Source organism: Mycobacterium sp. ENV421, assembly GCF_002887815.1.
GTDB lineage: Bacteria > Actinomycetota > Actinomycetes > Mycobacteriales > Mycobacteriaceae > Mycobacterium.
The window spans coordinates 196,870-216,750 of sequence record NZ_PDHO01000007.1 but is presented as its reverse complement, the minus strand read 5'-3'; the positions used below and the strand labels follow the sequence as shown (position 1 = coordinate 216,750).

General features: G+C 66.6%; 27 protein-coding genes. 5 read left to right on the top strand and 22 right to left on the bottom strand.

All coding sequences use genetic code 11. The features are described 5' to 3' along the window. Positions 1-5 precede the first annotated feature (5 nt). The gene (locus tag CRM90_RS11895; RefSeq protein WP_102807148.1) at positions 6-551 is read right to left on the bottom strand and encodes an adenylate kinase; all 546 of its coding nucleotides are present in this window, start codon (positions 549-551) and stop codon (positions 6-8) included. After that, positions 548-1,873, bottom strand: coding sequence for a preprotein translocase subunit SecY (gene secY, locus CRM90_RS11890; protein WP_102807147.1), 1,326 nt, complete (start codon positions 1,871-1,873; stop codon positions 548-550). Before secY ends, CRM90_RS11895 begins: the two co-directional genes overlap by 4 nt. Positions 1,874-2,157: 284 nt before the next feature. On the opposite strand from secY, the gene CRM90_RS11885 reads away from it, so the two are divergent. The 4 genes from CRM90_RS11885 to CRM90_RS11870 are packed head-to-tail and all read left to right on the top strand — an operon-like array spanning position 2,158 to position 5,825. After that, positions 2,158-3,078 (top strand): class I SAM-dependent methyltransferase, encoded by a 921-nt coding sequence (locus tag CRM90_RS11885; RefSeq protein WP_102807146.1) that lies wholly within the window; start codon positions 2,158-2,160, stop codon positions 3,076-3,078. Continuing rightward, positions 3,075-3,980, top strand: a complete 906-nt coding sequence (locus CRM90_RS11880) for a class I SAM-dependent methyltransferase (RefSeq protein WP_102807145.1) — start codon at positions 3,075-3,077, stop codon at positions 3,978-3,980. The genes CRM90_RS11885 and CRM90_RS11880 overlap by 4 nt, the downstream gene beginning before the upstream one ends. A 4-nt stretch (positions 3,981-3,984) precedes the next feature. Beyond that, a complete protein-coding gene (locus CRM90_RS11875; RefSeq protein ID WP_102807144.1) occupies positions 3,985-4,911 on the top strand; it encodes a class I SAM-dependent methyltransferase in 927 nt (308 codons plus the stop codon). Next, complete coding sequence (locus tag CRM90_RS11870) at positions 4,911-5,825, top strand: class I SAM-dependent methyltransferase (RefSeq protein ID WP_102807143.1); 915 nt, start codon at positions 4,911-4,913, stop codon at positions 5,823-5,825. Before CRM90_RS11875 ends, CRM90_RS11870 begins: the two co-directional genes overlap by 1 nt. Here the strand turns inward: CRM90_RS11870 and sppA are convergent. Beyond that, a complete protein-coding gene (sppA, locus tag CRM90_RS11865) occupies positions 5,806-7,611 on the bottom strand; it encodes a signal peptide peptidase SppA (RefSeq protein ID WP_102807142.1) in 1,806 nt (601 codons plus the stop codon). The two genes, CRM90_RS11870 and sppA, sit on opposite strands and share 20 nt — an antisense overlap. A 59-nt stretch (positions 7,612-7,670) precedes the next feature. On the opposite strand from sppA, the gene CRM90_RS11860 reads away from it, so the two are divergent. Continuing rightward, a complete protein-coding gene (locus CRM90_RS11860) occupies positions 7,671-8,597 on the top strand; it encodes an LLM class flavin-dependent oxidoreductase (RefSeq protein ID WP_102807200.1) in 927 nt (308 codons plus the stop codon). A gap of 58 nt (positions 8,598-8,655) precedes the next feature. Here CRM90_RS11860 and rplO read toward each other — a convergent pair whose 3' ends face one another. From rplO to rpsS, 19 genes are all read right to left on the bottom strand, one after another. Then, the gene (gene rplO / locus CRM90_RS11855) at positions 8,656-9,099 is read right to left on the bottom strand and encodes a 50S ribosomal protein L15 (RefSeq protein WP_102807141.1); all 444 of its coding nucleotides are present in this window, start codon (positions 9,097-9,099) and stop codon (positions 8,656-8,658) included. Continuing rightward, entirely contained in the window at positions 9,096-9,290 is a 195-nt protein-coding gene (rpmD, locus tag CRM90_RS11850) for a 50S ribosomal protein L30 (RefSeq protein ID WP_102807140.1), read from the bottom strand. Before rpmD ends, rplO begins: the two co-directional genes overlap by 4 nt. 2 nt (positions 9,291-9,292) lie before the next feature. Further along, complete coding sequence (gene rpsE, locus CRM90_RS11845) at positions 9,293-10,006, bottom strand: 30S ribosomal protein S5 (protein WP_172507332.1); 714 nt, start codon at positions 10,004-10,006, stop codon at positions 9,293-9,295. Positions 10,007-10,031: 25 nt separating this feature from the next. Next, entirely contained in the window at positions 10,032-10,439 is a 408-nt protein-coding gene (rplR, locus tag CRM90_RS11840) for a 50S ribosomal protein L18 (protein WP_036343534.1), read from the bottom strand. Positions 10,440-10,442: 3 nt separating this feature from the next. Then, positions 10,443-10,982, bottom strand: a complete 540-nt coding sequence (gene rplF, locus CRM90_RS11835) for a 50S ribosomal protein L6 (protein WP_102807139.1) — start codon at positions 10,980-10,982, stop codon at positions 10,443-10,445. Positions 10,983-11,003: 21 nt separating this feature from the next. Continuing rightward, positions 11,004-11,402 carry a 30S ribosomal protein S8 gene (rpsH, locus tag CRM90_RS11830; protein WP_071947464.1) on the bottom strand — a complete coding sequence of 133 codons (399 nt, stop codon included), beginning with the start codon at positions 11,400-11,402 and terminating at the stop codon, positions 11,004-11,006. An 88-nt stretch (positions 11,403-11,490) separates the two neighbouring features. Further along, on the bottom strand, positions 11,491-11,676 hold the full coding sequence (locus CRM90_RS11825) for a type Z 30S ribosomal protein S14 (RefSeq protein WP_019510998.1): 186 nt from the start codon (positions 11,674-11,676) through the stop codon (positions 11,491-11,493). 4 nt (positions 11,677-11,680) lie between these two features. Further along, a complete protein-coding gene (gene rplE, locus CRM90_RS11820; RefSeq protein WP_036343526.1) occupies positions 11,681-12,244 on the bottom strand; it encodes a 50S ribosomal protein L5 in 564 nt (187 codons plus the stop codon). A 5-nt stretch (positions 12,245-12,249) separates the two neighbouring features. Beyond that, positions 12,250-12,567 (bottom strand): 50S ribosomal protein L24, encoded by a 318-nt coding sequence (gene rplX, locus CRM90_RS11815; RefSeq protein WP_036343525.1) that lies wholly within the window; start codon positions 12,565-12,567, stop codon positions 12,250-12,252. Then, positions 12,568-12,936 carry a 50S ribosomal protein L14 gene (gene rplN / locus CRM90_RS11810; protein ID WP_003892852.1) on the bottom strand — a complete coding sequence of 123 codons (369 nt, stop codon included), beginning with the start codon at positions 12,934-12,936 and terminating at the stop codon, positions 12,568-12,570. A gap of 262 nt (positions 12,937-13,198) precedes the next feature. Beyond that, entirely contained in the window at positions 13,199-14,077 is an 879-nt protein-coding gene (locus CRM90_RS11805; protein ID WP_102807138.1) for a formylglycine-generating enzyme family protein, read from the bottom strand. A gap of 4 nt (positions 14,078-14,081) precedes the next feature. Further along, the gene (locus CRM90_RS11800) at positions 14,082-14,786 is read right to left on the bottom strand and encodes a hypothetical protein (protein ID WP_102807137.1); all 705 of its coding nucleotides are present in this window, start codon (positions 14,784-14,786) and stop codon (positions 14,082-14,084) included. 21 nt (positions 14,787-14,807) lie between these two features. Beyond that, a complete protein-coding gene (locus CRM90_RS11795; protein ID WP_102807136.1) occupies positions 14,808-17,159 on the bottom strand; it encodes an arylsulfatase in 2,352 nt (783 codons plus the stop codon). Between the two features lie 131 nt (positions 17,160-17,290). Then, positions 17,291-17,587: a 30S ribosomal protein S17 gene (rpsQ, locus tag CRM90_RS11790; RefSeq protein WP_036343518.1), complete on the bottom strand. Its 297-nt coding sequence runs from the start codon at positions 17,585-17,587 to the stop codon at positions 17,291-17,293. After that, the gene (gene rpmC, locus CRM90_RS11785) at positions 17,587-17,820 is read right to left on the bottom strand and encodes a 50S ribosomal protein L29 (RefSeq protein WP_036343516.1); all 234 of its coding nucleotides are present in this window, start codon (positions 17,818-17,820) and stop codon (positions 17,587-17,589) included. The genes rpsQ and rpmC overlap by 1 nt, the downstream gene beginning before the upstream one ends. After that, complete coding sequence (rplP, locus tag CRM90_RS11780; RefSeq protein WP_036343514.1) at positions 17,820-18,236, bottom strand: 50S ribosomal protein L16; 417 nt, start codon at positions 18,234-18,236, stop codon at positions 17,820-17,822. The genes rpmC and rplP overlap by 1 nt, the downstream gene beginning before the upstream one ends. Positions 18,237-18,239: 3 nt before the next feature. After that, positions 18,240-19,082 (bottom strand): 30S ribosomal protein S3, encoded by an 843-nt coding sequence (gene rpsC, locus CRM90_RS11775; protein WP_102807135.1) that lies wholly within the window; start codon positions 19,080-19,082, stop codon positions 18,240-18,242. Then, entirely contained in the window at positions 19,082-19,588 is a 507-nt protein-coding gene (gene rplV / locus CRM90_RS11770) for a 50S ribosomal protein L22 (RefSeq protein WP_102807134.1), read from the bottom strand. Before rplV ends, rpsC begins: the two co-directional genes overlap by 1 nt. Next, positions 19,585-19,866 (bottom strand): 30S ribosomal protein S19, encoded by a 282-nt coding sequence (rpsS, locus tag CRM90_RS11765; protein WP_003892827.1) that lies wholly within the window; start codon positions 19,864-19,866, stop codon positions 19,585-19,587. Before rpsS ends, rplV begins: the two co-directional genes overlap by 4 nt. Positions 19,867-19,881 lie beyond the last annotated feature (15 nt).

Below are 19,881 nucleotides of genomic sequence, written 5' to 3'. Positions count from 1 at the left end.
GAAACTCAGCGACCGAGTGCGTGCAGCGCCCGGGCGAACACCTCATCGAGGCTGCCGACGGCGTCGACGGTCTTGAGCTCTTCGGAGTAGTAGTCGAGCAGCGGCGCGGTCTCGTCCCGGTACACCTTGAACCGATTGCGGATGACGTCCTCGGTGTCATCGGCGCGACCACGGCCCTTGAGCCGCCCGACCAGCTCGTCCTCGGGCACCCGGAACTCGAGCACGGCATCGAGCAGCAAGTCGCGCTTGGCCAGCATCTGCTTGAGCGCCTCGGCCTGCTCGACCGAGCGGGGGAAGCCGTCGAGGATGAAGCCGCCGGCCACATCCGCGTCGTTGAGCCGGTCGTCGACCAGCGCATTGGTCAGCGTCGCCGGAACCAGGTCGCCGGCGTCGAGGTATTTCTTGGCCTCCAGCCCCAGCTCGGTGCCGGTGCTGATGTTGTGCCGGAACAGGTCGCCGGTGGAGATCTGCGGCACCCCGAGCTTGTCCGCCAGCTTGACCGCCTGAGTTCCTTTGCCCGCGCCCGGCGGTCCCAACAGAACGATTCTCACTTCAGGAACCCTTCGTAGTTGCGCTGCATGAGCTGGCTCTCGATCTGTTTGACCGTATCCAAACCGACACCGATCATGATCAGAACCGCGGTACCGCCGAACGGCAGGTTCTGGACGCCGCCGCTATTGCCCATCTGCAGGAAGACGTTCGGCAGGACGGCGATCACACCCAGGTAGATCGAGCCGGGCAGGGTGATCCTGTTCAGCACGTACCGCAGGTAGTCAGCGGTCGGCTTGCCCGGTCGGATGCCGGGGATGAAGCCACCGAACTTCTTCATCTCGTCGGCACGCTCATCAGGGTTGAACGTGATCGACACATAGAAGTAGGTGAAGAAGATGATCAGCCCGAAGTAGATGCCGATGTACACCGGATCGGCCGGGTTGGTCAGATAGTTGGCGACGAAGCGGTCCCACCAGCCGTTGCTCGGGGTGGTGCGCCCGCTCTGGATCAGCTGAGTGATCAGGTGCGGGATGTAGATCAGCGACGACGCGAAGATGACCGGGATGACACCGGCCTGGTTGACCTTCAGCGGCAGATAGGTCGAGGTGCCGCCGTACATGCGCCGGCCGACCATGCGCTTGGCGTACTGCACCGGGATGCGGCGCTGGCCCTGCTCGACGAACACGACGCCGATGATGATCAGCAGAGCCGCCCCACAGACCGCGGCGAAGATCAGGCCGCCGCGGCTGTCCAGGATGCTCTTGCCCTCAGCGGGGATGCGGGCGGCGATACCGGCGAAGATCAGCAGCGACATGCCGTTGCCGACGCCCCGCTCGGTGACCAGTTCGCCCATCCACATGACCAGGGCGGCGCCCGCGGTCATCACCAGGACGATGATGATCAGCGAGAAAATGCTCTGGCTCTGCAGGATGTCCAGGGTGCAGCCCTGCAGTAGTCCGCCATTGGCGGCCAGGGCCACGATGCTGGTGGCCTGCAGGATGGCCAGCGCGATCGCCAGGTAGCGCGTGTACTGGGTCATCTTGGCCTGGCCGGCCTGACCCTCCTTGCGCAGCTGTTCGAAACGCGGGATGACCACCGTGAGCAGCTGCACGATGATGCTGGCGGTGATGTAGGGCATCACGCCCACCGCGAACACCGTCAGCTGCAGCAGCGCGCCGCCGGAGAACAGGTTGATCAGCGAATAGATCTGCCCTCCGGCACCGCCGCTCACCTGCTCGATGCACTGGTGGACATTCTTGTAGTTGACCCCGGGGGACGGCAGCGAGGCGCCGACCCGGTACAGGATCACAACACCCAACGTGAACAGGATCTTTCGCCTCAGGTCGGCCGTCCTGAGCGAAGAGATGAAAGCCGAGAGCACTCTTCCTCCTGGGCAGCCGGACGTGAGTCACAGCGTGCCATTGGGGCTGGCCTGGCCAGCGTTCGGGTAATCCTGCCTTGCGCCGATCGCCGCCAGGATTTCCGCCTGCGGCACCGCTCGCTCAAACAGTCTACGAGAGTAACAGTTGGCCCAGGCAGGGCGGGAATCCGCGGATCAAGGCCACCGCCGGCCGCCGCGCGCTCAGGAATCGCACAGCGGGAACAACGTACAGTCGATAGTGGTTAACTCAGCTAAGTATAAATGGCGGCAGTGAGGGTCAAACGATGACGCGTACGGACAACGACACTTGGGACCTGGCCTCCAGCGTGGGTGCGACCGCGACGCTGGTCGCCGCCGCCCGCGCCGCAGCGAGCCGGGAGCGCGACCCCTTGATCGACGACCCGTTCGCCGAACCCCTGGTGCGCGCCGTCGGCATCGACTTCTTCACCAAGATGGCCACCGGCGACCTGCCCACCCCGGACGACCAGAGCGCCATGGGCGTCACCCGGATGACCGACAACATGGCGGTGCGCACGAAATTCTTCGACGAGTTCTTCCAGGACGCCGCCGACGCCGGTGTCCGCCAGGTCGTCATCCTCGCCTCCGGCCTCGACTCGCGCGCCTACCGCCTGGACTGGCCGGCCGGCATGGTCGTCTACGAGATCGACCAGCCCGACGTCATCGCATTCAAGACCCAGACGCTGGCCGAGCAGGGCGCCGCACCGACGTGTGACCGCAGGCCGGTGGCGATGGATCTGCGCAACGACTGGGCCACCGCGCTGCGCGAGGCCGGCTTCGACCCACAGGCGCCCACCGCATGGAGCGCCGAGGGTCTGCTGGGCTACCTGCCGCCGGACGCGCAGGACCGTCTGCTGGACACCGTCACCGAGCTGTCCGCTCCCGAGAGCCGGATGGCCATCGACACCGCGCCGCCGTCGAATCCCGACGAACAGGAAGAGTCGCGCGAAAAGATGGAGACCATCTCCGCGCACTGGCGCGACAACGGCTTCGACCTCGACTTCGGCTCGCTGGTCTACCTGGGCGAGCGCAACGAGGCCAGCGACTACCTGGCCGACCACGGATGGCAGGTCGACCGCTCCCCGGTCAACGACCTGCTGGCCGCCGGCCGGCGCGGGACCTTCGATGACGACGAGCCGATGGGCAAGCTCTACTACCTCAGCGCCATCTACGGCGGCGCCCGATGAGCCGCAGCGACTCCGACTCCTGGGACCTGGCCACCAGCGTCGGCACCACCGCCACCATGGTGGCCGCCGCCCGCGCGGTGGCCAGCCGCGAAGAGAACGCACTGATCGACGATCCGTTCGCCGCGCCTCTGGTCCGCGCAGTCGGGATCGACGTCTTCACGAAGATGGTCGACGGCGACATCAACATGGCAGCCATGGACGGTGCCGAGACCGCCCGGGTGATGACCGATGTGATGGCGGTGCGAACCCGCTTCTTCGACGACTTCTTCCTGACTGCAGCCGCCGCAGGAGTGCGGCAGGCGGTCATCCTGGCCTCCGGCTTGGACTCCCGGTCGTATCGGCTGGACTGGCCGGCGGGCACCGTCGTCTACGAGATCGACCAGCCCCAGGTCATCGACTTCAAGACCGAGACGCTGGCCGCGCTCGGCGCCTCCCCCACCGCGGACCTGCGCACGGTCAGCGTCGACCTGCGCGACGATTGGCCGGCAGCGCTGCGAGCCAACGGTTTCGACGCCACCTTGCCCACCGCCTGGAGCGCCGAAGGCCTGCTGGTCTATCTACCGCCGGAGGCCCAGGACCGGTTGTTCGACAACATCACCGCGCTGTCGGCACCCGGCAGCCGGATCGCCACCGAATACCACCCGGACGGCGGCCGCGGTCTGGCCGACCGTTCCAAAGCGATCAGCGACCAATGGCGCGAACGAGGCCTGGACATCAACATGTCCGACCTGTTCTACGACGGGGAACGCAACCCCGTCATCGGCTATCTCGAACAGCAGGGCTGGCAGGTCGGCTCCCAGGCGCGCGCAGACCTGTTCGCCGCGTACGGACGGCCCTTCCCCGAGACCACCCTGACCGAATCACTACGGAACTCCGTGTCCGTCACCGCAATCCGGAAGTAACACCATGAGCCAGACACACACCCGCTACGACGGCGACACCTGGGACCTGGGGTCCAGCGTCGGCGCCACCGCGACATCGGTGGCGGCGTCGCGCGCGCTGGCCTCCCGCGGCCCGGACGCTCTCATCCACGACCCGTACGCCGACGCACTCGTCAAGGCCGTCGGCGTGGAGTCCCTCATCCGGGTCGCCAACGGCGAGGCCAACATCGAGGACGACCCGATGCTCAACCGCCGCCGGATGACCGAGCAGATCGCGGTGCGCACCCGGTTTTTCGACGACGTGTTCACCAACGCTGCCCGTGACGGCATCACCCAGGCGGTCATCCTGGCGTCGGGCCTCGACACCCGCGCATACCGGATGAGCTGGCCGGCCGGCTCGGTGGTCTTCGAGCTGGACCAGCCTCAGGTCATCGAGTTCAAGACCCGCGTGATGACCGATCTGGGAGTTTCGCCCACCGCCGATCGCCGCACCGTCGCCGTCGATCTCCGCGACGACTGGCCGACGGCGTTGCGGGAGCATGGTTTCGACGTCTCCCAGCCGACGGCGTGGATCGCCGAAGGGTTGTTGATCTATCTACCCCCCGAGGCGCAGGACAGGTTGCTGGACAACGTCACCGCGATGTCGGCACCGGGAAGCCGTTTCGCCACCGAATTCATGGCCGCGGGAATGACACTGCCGGACAGCTGGCGCGACCGGTTCAAGAAGTACTCGGCACAGATCGGCTCCGACATCGATCTGCCTGCCCTGTTCTACGACGGCGAGCGCAACTCGGCAGGAGACTACCTGGCCGAACGCGGGTGGCGCATCAGCACGGTGAGCACCCGGGAGTCCTACGCCGCCAACGGCTTTGACATGCCCGACGACGAAACACTGGTGCAGTTCAGCGACAGCACCGGTTACCTGACCGCGACCCGAGCACAGGAGCAGTGATGACACGCACCGATGACGACAGCTGGGACCTGACCTCCAGCGTCGGCGCCACCGCGACAGCCGTGGCCGCCGGCCGCGCGCTGGCCACCAAGGACCCGCGCCAGCTCGTCAACGACCCGTTCGCCGATCCACTTGTTCGCGCGGTCGGCATCGACTTCTTCATCAAGATGATCGACGGCGAACTCGACACCTCGGCATTCGGCGACCTCGCACCCGAGCGCGTGCAGTCGATGATCGACGCAATGGGCGTGCGGGCCAAGTTCTTCGACGACTACTTCAGCTCGGCGACCGGCACCGGCATCCGGCAGGTCGTGATCCTGGCGTCCGGTTTGGATGCCCGCGCATACCGGCTGCCGTGGCCGTCGGGCACCGTGGTGTTCGAGATCGATCAGCCCGACGTCATCGCATTCAAGACCGGCGTGTTCGACGACCTCGGTGCGCAGCCCCCGGTGCAGCGCCACACTGTCGGCATCGATCTGCGCGAGGACTGGCCCGCAGCCCTGCGCGCCGCCGGGTTCGATCCGAGCCTGCCCACCGCGTGGCTGGCCGAGGGACTGCTGGTCTATCTGCCGTCCGACGCTCAGGACCGGTTGTTCGACACGATCACCGAGTTGAGTGCACCCGGCAGCGCGGTGGCCACCGAATTCGTGCCCGGGATCATGGATTTCGACCCGTCGAAGGGTACGGCGATGACAGCCCAGGCCCGTGATCAGGGGCTGGACATCGACATGGGATCGCTGGTCTACGCCGGCCCCCGCAGCCACGTGATGGAGTACCTGACCGGGAAGGGTTGGGACGTCACCGGGGTGGCCGACGAGGAGCTGTTCCGCCAGCTCGGACTGCCGGCCCGGCCCGAGCGGGACGACAACGACCCGTTCGGCGAAATCGTCTACGTCAGCGCCACTCTGGGTTGAACCCCAGCCACAGCGCACTGGTTCCGGTCAGCGCACGCTCGCTCTGATCGACCACGCCCCTGATGGACTGGCCCATCAGCACCGCGATGGCTTCCGGCAGTGAGGCCGCGGCCGGCTGCGACGAAGGCTTGGGACGCAGGAAGTCCCGCAGCGACGAGCTGGGATAGCTGACCAGTTCGGCCTTGGTGTCGGCGTCGATCCCGGCGAGCACCTTGGCCCGTCGCACCGCCGTCCGCAGCCCACCGAGTTCGTCGACCAGGCCGTGCTCGAGGGCATCGGCACCGGTCCACACCCGGCCCTGCGCCACCGCCTCGACCGCCTCGACGGACATGTGCCGGGCCTCGGCCACCCGCTGCACGAAGTCGGTGTAGAACAGATCCGCCTCGGCCTCCACCAGTGCCTGCTGTTCCGGGGTGAACGGCGCATTGACCGACCACGCGTCGGCGTTGTCGTTGGTGCGCACACTGTCCGAGCCGACCCCCAGGCGCTCCTTCAGCCCCCGGGCCACCAGCTTGCCGGTCAGCACACCAATCGACCCGGTGATGGTGCCCGGGTTCGCGACGATGGCGTCGGCGGCCATCGCGACGTAGTAACCGCCCGATGCGGCGACCGCGCCCATCGAGGCCACCACCGGCTTGCCCTTGGCGCGCAGGCGCTTCACCTCCCGCCACATCGTCTCCGAGCCCGTCACCGAGCCGCCGGGACTGTCCACCCGCACGACCACCGCGTCGACGTCGCCGTCGGCGGCGACCTCGCGCAACGCCGCTCCGATGGTGTCGCCGCCGGCGCTGGACCGTCCGATCGGCAGGCCCTGCGGGCCGCCGCGGCCACTGACGATCGACCCGGAGACGGTGACCACCGCAATCCTGGGCCGCTTCTTGCGGCCCGGCACCGACGGCATCGGCACCGCGGGACCACCCTTCCCGGCGTGCGCGTAGCGGGACAGATACAACCGTGGCGGGGCGTTGTCACCCGAGTCGGCATCACCGGATTCCGGCGAAACACCCTCCCGGCCGGTGAGTTCCGCGATCCGGCTGTACGCCTCGTCGCGGAAGCCGATCCGGTCGACCAGGTGTCCGTCGACCGCGGCGTCACGCAGCAGCGGCGCCTGGTTGGCCAGTTCGTCGACCGCCGCGACGTCGATGTGCCGCGACTCGGCGATGGCCTGCCACACCTGGCTGTGCAGGCTCGCGATCAGCCGGGAATCGGCCTCGCGGTGCGCGTCGGTGTAGTGGTCCTGGGTGAACAGATTGGCTGCCGACTTGTACTGGCCGCGCGTCACGAACTGCGCCTCGATACCGGCCTTGTCCAGGGCGTCGCGCAGAAACAGGGCGTTGGTGGCGAAACCGATCAGCCCGACGGTGCCCGTCGGCTGCATCCACACCTCGGAGAAGGCCGACGCCAGGTAGTACGACAAGGTGCCTGGGTAGGTTTCGGCCCACGCCAGCGACGGCTTGGTCTCGGTGAAGGCGGCGATGGCAGCGCGCAGTTCCTGCACCGGTCCGGCCGGCGCGGCCGAAAGCTGAACGCGGGCAATCAGTCCCGCCACCCGCGGATCCTCTGCCGCGCGATGGATCGCGGCGACCGCGTCGCGCAGCAGCATCGTCCGGCCCCCACCGGTGATGAAGGTCAGCGGGTCGAAGCCGCTGGACTCCGGCGGCACCGTCTGCAGGTCGAGCTCCAGGATGCAGCCATCGGGCACCCCGTGGTGCCGGGCGGTGTCGATGCGCCGCAGCGCGTCGCGGAGGTCGTCAGCGCCCGGAATCGCGGGCAGGAAGGCGAACATACAGTCGAGGTTACCCACGCCGGCGCTGCAGCCCTTCTGTGCGCTCGTACGGTGGAGTGGTGAAGTACTCGATCTCGATACCGCAGTTCGACGTCGACGGCTTCGACGGCGAGGGGCTGCGGAGCTATCTGACCCGTGCCGAGGACCTCGGTTTCGAGGGCGGCTGGACGATCGAGCAGATCATCGGCCCGTCGCCGATGATCGCACCGATGGAGCTGCTGGCCTGGGCCGCGGCGAGCACCACCACCCTGCGGCTGGGGGTCGCCGTGTTGATCACCTCCCTGCACGACCCGCTGCAGCTGGCCTCGACGGTGACCGCCGTGGACCGGCTCAGCCATGGGCGCCTGGAACTCGGTGTGGCGCCCGGCGGTGGCCGGCGAAAGTTCGAGGCGTTCGGCGTCGACCCGGCCACATTCATCAGCAGCTTCACCGAAGGCCTGCAGTTGATGAAGGCGGCGTGGTCCGACGAGCCGCGGGTGACGTTTCACGGCCGGTTCCGGGACGTCGATGATCTGCCGATCGCGCCCAAGCCCGTGCAGCGGCCACACCCGCCGATCTGGTTCGGCGCCAATGCCCCTCGCGCGATCGCCCGCGCGGTGCGCCACGGCGACGCGTTCATGGGTGCGGGATCCTCGACGACGGCGAACTTCGCGACCGCCGTGCAGACTGTGCGCACCGAATTGGCCGAGCAGCACAAGGATCCGAACGCTTTCCGGATCGGCAAGCGGGTCTACCTGATCGTCGACGACGACGCCGCCAGAGCGCGCGAGCGGGTGCTGGCCGGTCTGCGCCGGATCTACGGTTCGATGCCCGGCGTGGACGCGGTTCCGGTATCCGGCACGGTGTCGGATGTCGTGCGCGGTCTGCGCGAGGTGATCGACGCCGGCGCGCAGACGCTCTTGTTGCACCCGGTCGGCGCGAGCCTGGCCGAGGATCGCGAGCAGATGGAACGTCTTGCCGCTGAAGTCATTCCGCAGCTGAGCTGAACAACGAAAAAAGCCCCCGACACGCAATGCGCGGCGGGGGCCTCTTCGTGGATCTAGGTCAGAGCTCGGTGACCGAACCGCCTGCAGCGGTGATGGCCTCACGGGCACTGCCACTGAACTTGTGTGCGGTGATGTCGACCTTGGCGGTCAGCTTGCCGTCGCCGAGGACCTTGACGAGCACGTTCTTGCGAACGAGGCCCTTGGCCACCAGGTCGTCGACACCGACGGTGCCGCCCTCCGGGAAGGCCTTGTTCAGGTCGCCGACGTTGACGACGGCGTACTCGGTGCGGAACCGGTTACGGAAACCCTTGAGCTTGGGCAGCCGCATGTGGATCGGCATCTGCCCGCCCTCGAAGGTCACCGGCACGTTCTTGCGGGCCTTGGTGCCCTTGGTGCCACGACCGGCCGTCTTGCCCTTGGAGCCCTCACCGCGACCGACGCGAGTCTTCGCGGTCTTGGAGCCGGGAGCCGGCTTCAGGTCGTGCAGCTTGATGACGCTCATGATTTAGCCTCAACCACTTCTTCTACTTCAACGAGGTGGTGCACAGCCTTGATCAGGCCGCGCGTCTGCGGGTTGTCCTCGCGAACCACCGTCTGGCGAATCTTCCTCAGACCCAGGGTCCGCAGGCTTTCACGCTGCTTCCAGCGGGCACCGATAGTGCCGCGCACCTGGGTGATCTTCAGCTCTGCCATGGTTATGCGCTTCCTTCACCACGCGCTGCTGCGGCAGCCAGCGCTTCGCTCTCCCGACGCGCACGCAGCATGCCTGCCGGCGCAACATCTTCGATCGGCAGCCCGCGACGAGCGGCCACCTCTTCAGGACGCTGCAGCAGCTTGAGCGCGGCAACGGTGGCATGCACCACGTTGATCGCGTTGTCACTGCCCAGCGACTTGGCCAGAACATCGTGCACGCCAGCGCATTCCAGCACGGCACGGCACGCGCCACCGGCGATGACACCGGTACCGGGGCTGGCCGGACGCAGCATCACGACACCGGCCGCGGCTTCGCCCTGCACGGGATGGGTGACGGTGCCACCGATCAGCGGGACGCGGAAGAAGTTCTTGCGAGCTTCCTCGACACCCTTGGCGATCGCGGCGGGCACCTCTTTGGCCTTGCCGTAGCCGACACCGACCAGACCGTTGCCGTCACCGACGATGACCAGGGCGGTGAAGCTGAAGCGCCGACCACCCTTGACCACCTTGGAGACCCGGTTGATCGTGACGACGCGCTCGAGGTAGTTGCTCTTCTCGCCGCCGTCGCGGCCACCACGTCCACCGCGGTCGCCACGATCATCACGGCGGCCACGGCCACCGCGGTCGTCACGTCCGCCGCGCTGTACGTCGGTACGGGTGCCGGCTGAGGGGGCGCCGGTATCCGGCGCGCTGCCGGCTGCGGTCTGCTCCGCCATCATGCGGTCCTTCCGTTGTTCATCATTAGAATTTGAGTCCGTTCTCGCGAGCCGCGTCGGCCAGCGCCGCGATGCGGCCGCCGTAGGTGTTGCCGCCGCGGTCGAACACCACGGCCTCGACGCCTGCAGCCTTGGCACGCTCGGCGATCAGCTGACCGACGCGCACGCTGTGGGCCTTCTTGTCACCCTCGACGGCGCGGACGTCGGCCTCGATCGACGACGCTGCGGCGACCGTGACACCCTCGGCGTCGTTGACGAGCTGCACGTGGATGTGCCGCGAGGAGCGGTTGACCACGAGACGCGGCCGCTCGGCGGTGCCGACGACCTTCTTACGCAGCCGGTTGTGCCGACGCAGGCGCGAAACCCGGCGCGCGGCCGAGACACTCGTGCCGACCGGCGTCCGATCGTTGGCTGCCTTCTGTGCTTGAGCCATGGCTTACTTACCTGTCTTTCCGACCTTGCGGCGGATCTGCTCACCCTCGTACCGCACGCCCTTGCCCTTGTACGGGTCCGGGCGGCGCAGCCGACGGATGTTCGCCGAGATCTGGCCGACCTTCTGCTTGTCGATACCTGAGATCGAGAACTTGGTGGGCGTCTCCACCGCGAAGGTGATGCCCTCCGGGGCCTCGATGACCACGGGATGGCTGTACCCGAGCGCGAACTCGAGGTTGCTGCCCTTGAGCTGGACGCGGTAACCGACGCCGAAGATCTCCATCTTCGTGGTGTAACCCTGGGTCACACCGGTCACCAGGTTGGACACCAGCGTGCGGGACAGACCGTGCAGCGAACGGCTGCGCCGCTCGTCGTCGGGCCGGCTCACCACGATCGCGCCGTCGTCGCTGCGCGACACGGTGATCGGCTCGGCGATCGAGAGCTCCAGCGTGCCCTTCGGGCCCTTGACCGACAGATTCTGACCGTCGATCGTCACATCAACTCCGGCGGGAATGACCACCGGCTGCTTACCAATACGCGACATAGTTCTGCTTCTCCTATCCCGCTACCAGACGTAAGCGAGGACTTCGCCGCCCACGCCCTGTCGGGACGCCTGGCGGTCGGTCAGCAGGCCGGAGGACGTGGAGATGATCGCCACGCCCAGGCCACCGAGAACCCGCGGCAGATTGGTGGATTTCGCGTACACCCGCAGACCGGGCTTGGACACCCGGCGCAGCCCGGCGAGGCTGCGCTCCCGGTTGGGGCCGTACTTGAGCTGGACAACAAGCGACTTGCCGACCCGAGCATCCTCGGTGCGGAAATCGCTGATATACCCCTCACTCTTGAGGATCTCGGCGATGTTCGCCTTGATCTTCGAGTGCGGCAGGGTCACTTCGTCGTGATACGCCGAATTGGCGTTACGCAGACGTGTCAAAAAGTCTGCGATCGGGTCCGTCATAGTCATGACTGGGCCTGTCTACCTTCCTCGCAACGGTTCCCACTCGGGTCGATTCCCTTGGGGGCCTGCTGCGCACCTGTTCTGTAGGGGTCTGTTACCAGCTGGACTTCTGCACACCGGGCAGTTCGCCGGCATGGGCCATCTCGCGCAAGCAGATTCGGCACAGGCCGAACTTGCGGAACACGGCGTGCGGGCGTCCGCACCTGTTGCAGCGGGTGTAGGCCCGCACGGCGAACTTCGGCTTCTTATTGGCCTTGTTGACCAGTGCCTTCTTTGCCATCTGCTCAGTTCTCCTTGAAGGGGAAGCCCAGCGCGCGCAGCAGCGCCCGACCTTCGTCGTCGTTGGTCGCCGAGGTGACGACGGTGATGTCCATGCCGCGCGGACGGTCGATCGAATCGACGTCGATCTCGTGGAACACCGACTGCTCGGCGAGTCCGAAGGTGTAGTTGCCGTGGCCGTCGAACTGCTTGGGGCTCAGGCCGCGGAAGTCGCGGATACGCGGCAGCGCGATCGACACCAGCCGGTCCAGGAACTCCCACATCCGGTCGCCGCGCAGCGTGACCCGCGCACCGATCGGCATGCCTTCGCGCAGCTTGAACTGTGCGATCGACTTGCGGGCCTTGCGGATCTCCGGCTTCTGACCGGTGATCAGCGCCAGGTCGTTGACCGCGCCGTTGATCAGCTTGGCGTCGCGGGCGGCGTCACCGACACCCATGTTCACGACGACCTTGACCACGCCGGGGATCTGCATGACGTTGGCGTAGTTGAACTCGTTGTTGAGCGCGTCCTTGATTTCTTCGCGGTAGCGCGCCTTCAGCCGGGGCTGAACTTTTTCTGCGGTAGTCATATCTCTCAGAGGTCCTTGCCGTTGCTCTTGGCGATGCGGACGTTCTTGCCGGTCTCCTCATCGCGGCGGACGCCGACGCGGGTCGGGTTGCCGTCGGAGTCGACCACCATCACGTTCGAGACGTGGATCGGAGCTTCCTGGGTGACGATGCCGCCCGAGGATGCGCCACGCTCGTTGGCCGACTGCGCGGTGTGCTTCTTGATCCGGTTGACGCCCTCGACGAGGACGCGGTTACGGGTCGGGTAGGCCTGCAGGACCTTGCCCTTGGCGCCCTTGTCCTTCCCGGCGATGACGAGGACGGTGTCGCCCTTGTGGACCTTCATTTACAAAACCTCCGGGGCCAGCGAGACGATCTTCATGAACTTCTTCTCGCGCAGTTCACGACCGACCGGTCCGAAGATGCGGGTGCCTCGCGGGTCGTTGTCGTTCTTGATGATGACGGCGGCGTTCTCGTCGAACTTGATGTAGCTGCCGTCGGCGCGGCGACGTTCCTTCACGGTGCGCACCACGACGGCCTTGACCACGTCACCACGCTTGACGTTGCCACCGGGGATGGCGTCCTTGACGGTCGCCACGATGACGTCGCCGATGCCGGCGTAGCGCCGCGACGAGCCACCCAGAACACGGATGCACAAGATCTCCTTGGCGCCCGTGTTGTCGGCGACCTTGAGCCGCGATTCCTGCTGAATCACTAGATCTCCTCGATCTGGTAACTGTGTGCACGACAAAATCCCTAAAGGCAATCCAAAATGAAGCCTGTCGTGCGCGGTCTTTGTCACCCAAGAGCACGCAGGGCCGACGAACGCCGGCCGAGGTCTGCCCTAGGCAACCCCTACATGCTAGGTGACGAGCGAAAAAGCTCCAAATCGTCGCAGTTCACCACATCTCCGCGAGGCTGCAGTTATCGCGACAACGCGCGAGAGGGGACCTGCAGTACGTCGATCTCGGCGCAGGTCAGCCGCTCACCACACACCGGAAGCCGATGTGGGTGGTCGAGGTGTCCTGCGACTGGGGTGAACGCGCGGCGGGCCGGTACCGGTGGCAGTACTCCGGCGCGCACAGATGCGAGCCTCCTTTGAGGGCCTGGCTGACGGCGGGATCGGGCTCGATCGGCGGCGGGCAACAGCCGTTCTTCTGGTTCAGCACGTGATGGGCCGAGAATCGCGTGGTGGTCCACTCCCAGACGTTGCCGATCATGTCGACCAGCCCGAATGCGTTCGGCGGGAAGGCCCCCACCGGCGAAGTTCCCGTCCACCCCAGCGCCCCGTCGTTGCTATACGGGAACCGGCCCTGCCAGGTGTTGGCCATCAACGATCCGTCGACCGTCGACTCGGCGCCCCAGGCGTAGTCCGTGGTGCTGCCTGCCCGCGCGGCGTACTCCCATTCCGCTTCCGTCGGCAGGCGCCTGCCGGCCCACCGCGCGTAGGCGGCCGCATCGGGATAGGCCACCTGCACGACGGGATGATCGGCCTTGTCGGCGATGGCACTGCCGGGGCCGAACGGTGCGCGCCAGTTCGCCCCGGGCGCCCAGTCCCACCACTGCCGCCAGTCCCGCAGATCCACCGGCCCCGCTGTGGACCGGAACACCAACGCGCCGGGTTGCAGATCCGCTTGCGGCACACCGGGATACAGCGCGGGGTCAAGCGACTTCTCGGCAACGGTGACATGCCCGGTGGCAGCGACGAACTCGGCGAACTGCGCGTTGGTGACGGGGTGCCGCTCGATGCCGAAGGCGTCCACGGTGACCGTGTGGATCGGCGCCTCTTCGGGATAGAAGCTCGTCGACCCCATCCGGAACGCCCCGCCGGGCACCTCGACAAGCTCGGTGAGCATGGCTTCAGGGTATGACGATGCTGAACTTGTCGGTCAGCACCGAGGCGGCCTCGTCGAAATCGGGGGCCCCCGCCGGCGCCTCCACGTGCACGGCGACCAGGTAGTTGCCGGTGTTGGTCCAGATGTGGGCGATGCGGTCGTGGTACTCCAGCGACTCGTCAGGATCCTGGGCCCAGGTGCCGATCAGTTTCTGCCCGCTGAATCCGCAGAAGTCGCCGGGCAACAGGCTCAGCGTGCTGATCGGATACTTGGCCATCACGTCGTCGCCGTACCGGGCGAAAGCGGCGGCCGCCTCCAGCGGGGTGGCCTCGATGGTCACCTTGGCGACCATGTCGTCCGGCCCGGACAGCGACGCACCGACGTCACCGGCGCCGGGGGTCACCGACCATCCAGGCGGCACCCGAATGGTGATCTTGGGCGCGGCCGGGTCTGCGACGGCGGCCACCGCCGTCTGCCCCTGCTGGTCCTGCTTACACACGACGGCGTTCGGCGGGACCGGCACCTTGGTGGTCTCCAGTACGCCTGGTTGCGACGACTCGGGCTCGTCGGTCTCCCGGGTCGACGGCGCCGCCGACGTGGGTGCGACGCTGCCGGCGGAGGTGGACGCCTCGGCACGGACCGGGGTCCCGCCGCTGTTTCGCGCACAGGCGGCAACGCCTGGAACGGCCAGCACCACCACCGCCGCAGCGGCACATACCAGCCGAGTCACAGCTCCAGTATGACGCGGCGCTCAGTCCCTGGCGAAGGCCGCCGCGAGCTCGCGCTCCGCGTCGACGTACGGAGCGCCCGACACATCGACCACAACCTGCGCGATGGTTCCTCCGGTGAAGCTGAAAGGTGCCTGGTAGGCGGCCGAGACCGCCTGCCCGAGATTCCGGCCGACGCTGACCCCGCCGCCGGCCAACCCGAACGTGAACGGGTGGGCTTTCACACCGGCCAGCGTGGCCACCGCGGCCCCGTCGACATACAGCGTGGCGTCACCGACCGGGGTGTGGCTGCCGTCGACCGTGCCGGTCCGGGTGTAACCCACCCCCAGGATGTGGTCCCCGAGGGGCAGCGGGTCCGGGGCGATCACCCGTTGTTCGTCTTCCCCGAAGAAGTTGTAGACGAACTGCAAGCGTCCGTCGTCGACGAACAAGACGTAGCCACCGTGGCCGGCCCCCTGCTTGAACATCACCCCGCGCACGTCGGGGCTGCTGATGTTCACTTCGGCCAGCACCGAGAACGAGCGGCCGACGATGTTGACGCAGGCGCCCATCCCGACCGGCGCGGTGTTCGGGTAGTAGATGTAGCGCGGTCGGTCACCGGCCAGGGTGGGCCGCCAGCGGCCGAGCATCTCCCCCACGTTGAGGTCGGACAGCGGCAAGCCGTTGTATTTCTCCGCCTCGCTGAACCACAGCTTCTGCAACTCCGCGAGCTTCTCGGGGTGTTCGGCCGCGAGGTCGTGACATTGGCTGCGGTCGTTCTCGATGTGGTACAGCTCCCAGCGGTCGTCCTCGAAATGCGACCAACCCGACGGCGAAGCGGGGTGCACCGCGCTGGCGAACCATCCCTTGTGCCAGATGCCCCGCGTGCCCAGCATCGTGTAGAACTGGGTCTCCTTGCCGGTCTTCGCCGTCGAATCCGCCAGCGCTGCTTTGAAACTCACTCCGTCGAGCGGCTTCTGGGCAATTCCCTTCACGGTCTCCGGAACGTCGATGCCGAGCAACTCATAGATGGTCGGCGTTATGTCACTGACGTTGACGTAGTGGTCCCGAACTTCACCGTGCGCGGCAATTCCGTTGGGCCAGGAGATGATTGCGGTGTCAGCGATGCCACCTTCATGCGACGCGTAGCGCTTGTACAGCTTGTAGGGCGTGTTGAAGGCCATCGCCCACCCGATCGGGTAATGGCCGTAGGTGGTGGGACCGCCCAGTTCGTCGAAGAACCGCATGCTCTCTTCGACGGTGTCGATGTATCCGTTGAAGAACTTGCCTTCGTTGACCGACCCGTTAGGGCCGCCCTCGCCGCTGGCGCCGTTGTCGGAGATCACCACGATGATCGTGTTGTCCAGTTGGCCGGATTCGTCCAGATAGTCCAGGATTCGGCCGATCTGGGCATCCGTATAGGACAGGAAGCCGGCGAAGACTTCGGCCATCCGGGAGAACAGCCGCTTCTCCTCGTCGGACAGCGATTCCCACGGACGCACGGTGTCGCCCTCCGGCCACGGCTGGCCGTCGGGTCCGGTCACGTCGTTGTACGGATTCACCGCGGACAGTTCGGTCTCCGGGGGCACAATGCCGAGCTTCTTCTGGTTCTCCAGCACGATCTCGCGGTACCGCTCGTAACCCATGTCGAACGTTCCGGCGTAGCGGTCGGCCCATTCGGAGAACACGTGGTGCGGTGCGTGCCCGGCCCCCGGGCACAGATAGGTGAACCACGGCTTGTCGGGAGCGATCATCGTGGAGTCGCGGATGAACTCGATTGTCTTGTCCGCCAGGTCCTTCGAGAGGTGGTAGCCCTCCTCGGGGGTGGCCGGCGCCTCCACCGGGTGGCTGTCGTACATCAGCTCGGGGTACCACTGATCGGTCTCACCGCCCATGAAGCCGTAGAACCGCTCGAAGCCGCGCGACAACGGCCAATGCCTGCGGGTGGCCGCGAGGCTGGACTCCTCGATCGGCGTGAGGTGCCACTTGCCCACGCAGTACGTGTTGTAGCCGCGCTCGGCCAACACCTCCGAGATCAATGCGGTGTCATCGGGAATCCGGCCGTTGATGCCGGGGAAACCGTCGGTGAACTCCTCGACGGTCGCCATCCCGACGGTGGTCGAGTTCCGGCCGGTCAGCAGCGACGCCCGAGTCGGGGAACACAGTGCCGTGGTGTGGAACTGCGAGAGCCGAACACCGCGCTCGGCGATCCGCGACATCGCCGGCATGGACACCAGCCCGCCGAAGCAGTCCCAGGTCGCAATGCCGATGTCATCCCACACCAGGTAGAGCACGTTGGGCGCGTTGTCGGGCGCGGTGGGCGCCGCGTACGGGCCCCAGTCCGCCTCGGAATCGCGGATATCCAGTTCGATCTTGCCGTTGAACTCCGTGGTCATACGCGTTCCCCATTTCTCGAGGCTGCCGTGGGATGCCAAGCAGACACGAGTCTGGCATGAAGGCCACCAGACGCAAAGGCCCCCGACACGCCGGGCGTGCGGGGGCTTCTACGTCTGCTCGCGCAGAGAAATTACTTGGCGCGCTCGAGGACCTCGACCAGGCGCCAGCGCTTGGTCGCCGACAACGGGCGGGTCTCCATCAGGGAGACGCGGTCGCCGATACCGGCGTCGCCGTTCTCGTCGTGCGCCTTGACCTTCGTAGTGGTCCGGATGATCTTGCCGTAGAGCGGGTGGCTCTTGCGAGATTCCAGCTCGACGACGATCGTCTTCTGCATCTTGTCACTGACCACGTAGCCGATGACCGTCTTGCGGCGGCCGCGCGACTCCTCGGTGCGCTCAGTGTGCTTGGTGCCCTTTGTTTCTGCCATTACGATTCCTCACCAGCGGGTCCGGCGGCCAGACCCAGTTCACGTTCGCGCAGCACGGTGTAGATGCGCGCAATCTCCTGACGCACGGTGCGGAGCCGGCGATTGTTGTCCAGCTGCCCGGTGGCCATCTGGAAGCGCAGGTTGAACAGCTCTTCCTTGGATTCCCGCAGCTTGTCGGTCAGCTCTTCTTCGGTGAGCTCACGCAGTTCGCCGGCGCTGATGCCAACAGCCATCAGAACTGCTCCTCTCGTGTCACGATGCGTGCCTTGATCGGCAGCTTGTGGATCGCGCGGGTCAGTGCTTCGCGCGCGATCTGCTCATTGGGGTAGCTCAGTTCGAACAGCACGCGACCCGGCTTGACGTTGGCCACCCACCACTCGGGCGAACCCTTGCCGGAACCCATGCGGGTTTCGGCGGGCTTCTTGGTCAGCGGGCGGTCCGGGAAGATGTTGATCCACACCTTGCCGCCACGCTTGATGTGCCGGTTGATGGCGATACGAGCGGACTCGATCTGCCGGTTGGTGATGTAGGCGTGCTCCAGTGCCTGGATGCCATAGTCACCGAACGACACCGACGTTCCACCGCTGGCGATACCACGCTGCCTGGGGTGGTGCTGCTTGCGGTGCTTGACTTTACGGGGAATCAGCATGAGTTAGCTCTCCGTGTTTTCAGCGGCGGGCTCGACGGCCGGCGCCTCCGCAGTGACGGGAACCGCAGATTCCGCGGTCTCTTCACTCGCGGCACGACCGGCTTCGGTGCTCGTCGCGGTGGTGCCCGAAGCACCGCTGCGACGCGGGCGGGTGCCCGACGGACGCTCACGGCGCGGACGGTCGGCGGCGGGCGCGGCGGCGGCGAGCTCACGCTTGCCACCGACGATGTCGCCCTTGTAGATCCACACCTTCACGCCGATACGGCCGAACGTGGTCTTGGCCTCGTACAGCCCGTAATCGATGTCGGCGCGCAGCGTGTGCAGCGGCACCCGGCCTTCGCGGTAGAACTCCGAGCGGCTCATCTCGGCGCCGCCGAGACGGCCCGAGCACTGCACGCGGATGCCCTTGACGTTGGGCTGCCGCATGGCCGACTGGATGGCCTTGCGCATCGCGCGGCGGAACGCCACACGGTTGCTCAGCTGCTCGGCGACACCCTGGGCGACCAACTGCGCCACCGACTCCGGGTTCTTCACCTCGAGGATGTTGAGCTGAACCTGCTTGCCGGTCAGCTTCTCCAGGTCGGCGCGGATGCGGTCGGCCTCGGTGCCACGACGGCCGATCACGATGCCCGGACGCGCGGTGTGGATATCAACGCGGACCCGGTCACGGGTGCGCTCGATCTCCACGTCGGCGATGCCGGCGCGCTCGAGACCGGTGGCCAGCAGCCGGCGGATCGCCACGTCTTCCTTGACGTAATCCGCGTACTGCTTGTCGGCGTACCACCGGGACTTCCAGTCGGTGGTGATACCGAGCCGGAAGCCGTGGGGGTTGATTTTCTGGCCCACTACTCCGAGCCCTCCTTCGTCTGTTCGGCCGTCTTCTTGGCAGCCGGAGCCTTCTTGGCAGGAGCCTTCTTGGCCGGCGCCGTCGCGGCCGCCTTGCTTGCCTGAGCACGACGCGAGCGAGCAGACGTCGCAGAGCGCTCCTTGCGCTCCGGACGGCTCTCGACGATCACCGTGATGTGGCTGGTGCGCTTGCGGATTCGGTACGCGCGACCCTGCGCGCGTGGCCGGATGCGCTTGGCGGTCGGGCCCTCGTCGGCGGTGATGGTCGCGACGACCAGGGTCGCCGGGTCCAGACCGTCGTTGTTCTGCGCGTTGGCGGCAGCGCTGGCGATCACCTTGGCGACCGGCTCGCTGGCCTGCTGCGGCGCCCAGCGAAGAATGTCGAGAGCTTCCTCGACACTCTTGCCGCGGACCAGGTTGATCACCCGGCGAGCTTTACTCGCCGAGATCCCGATGTGGCGCGCTTTGGCCGTCGCAGACGGGTATTCGGTGGTTGCAGTCGTCATCGCCGCTTACTCTTCCGGTCGTCCTTGATGTGACCTTTGAACGTGCGCGTCGGTGCGAACTCGCCCAGCTTGTGGCCGACCATCGCCTCGGTGACGAACACCGGCACATGCTTGCGACCGTCGTGGACGGCGAAGGTGTGACCGATGAAGTCGGGGATGATGGTCGAACGACGCGACCAGGTCTTGATGACCTGCTTGGTGTTCTTCTCGTTCTGGACGTCGACCTTCTTGAGCAGATGGTCGTCGACGAACGGACCCTTCTTCAGGCTGCGTGGCATGTCTTAATCTCCTGC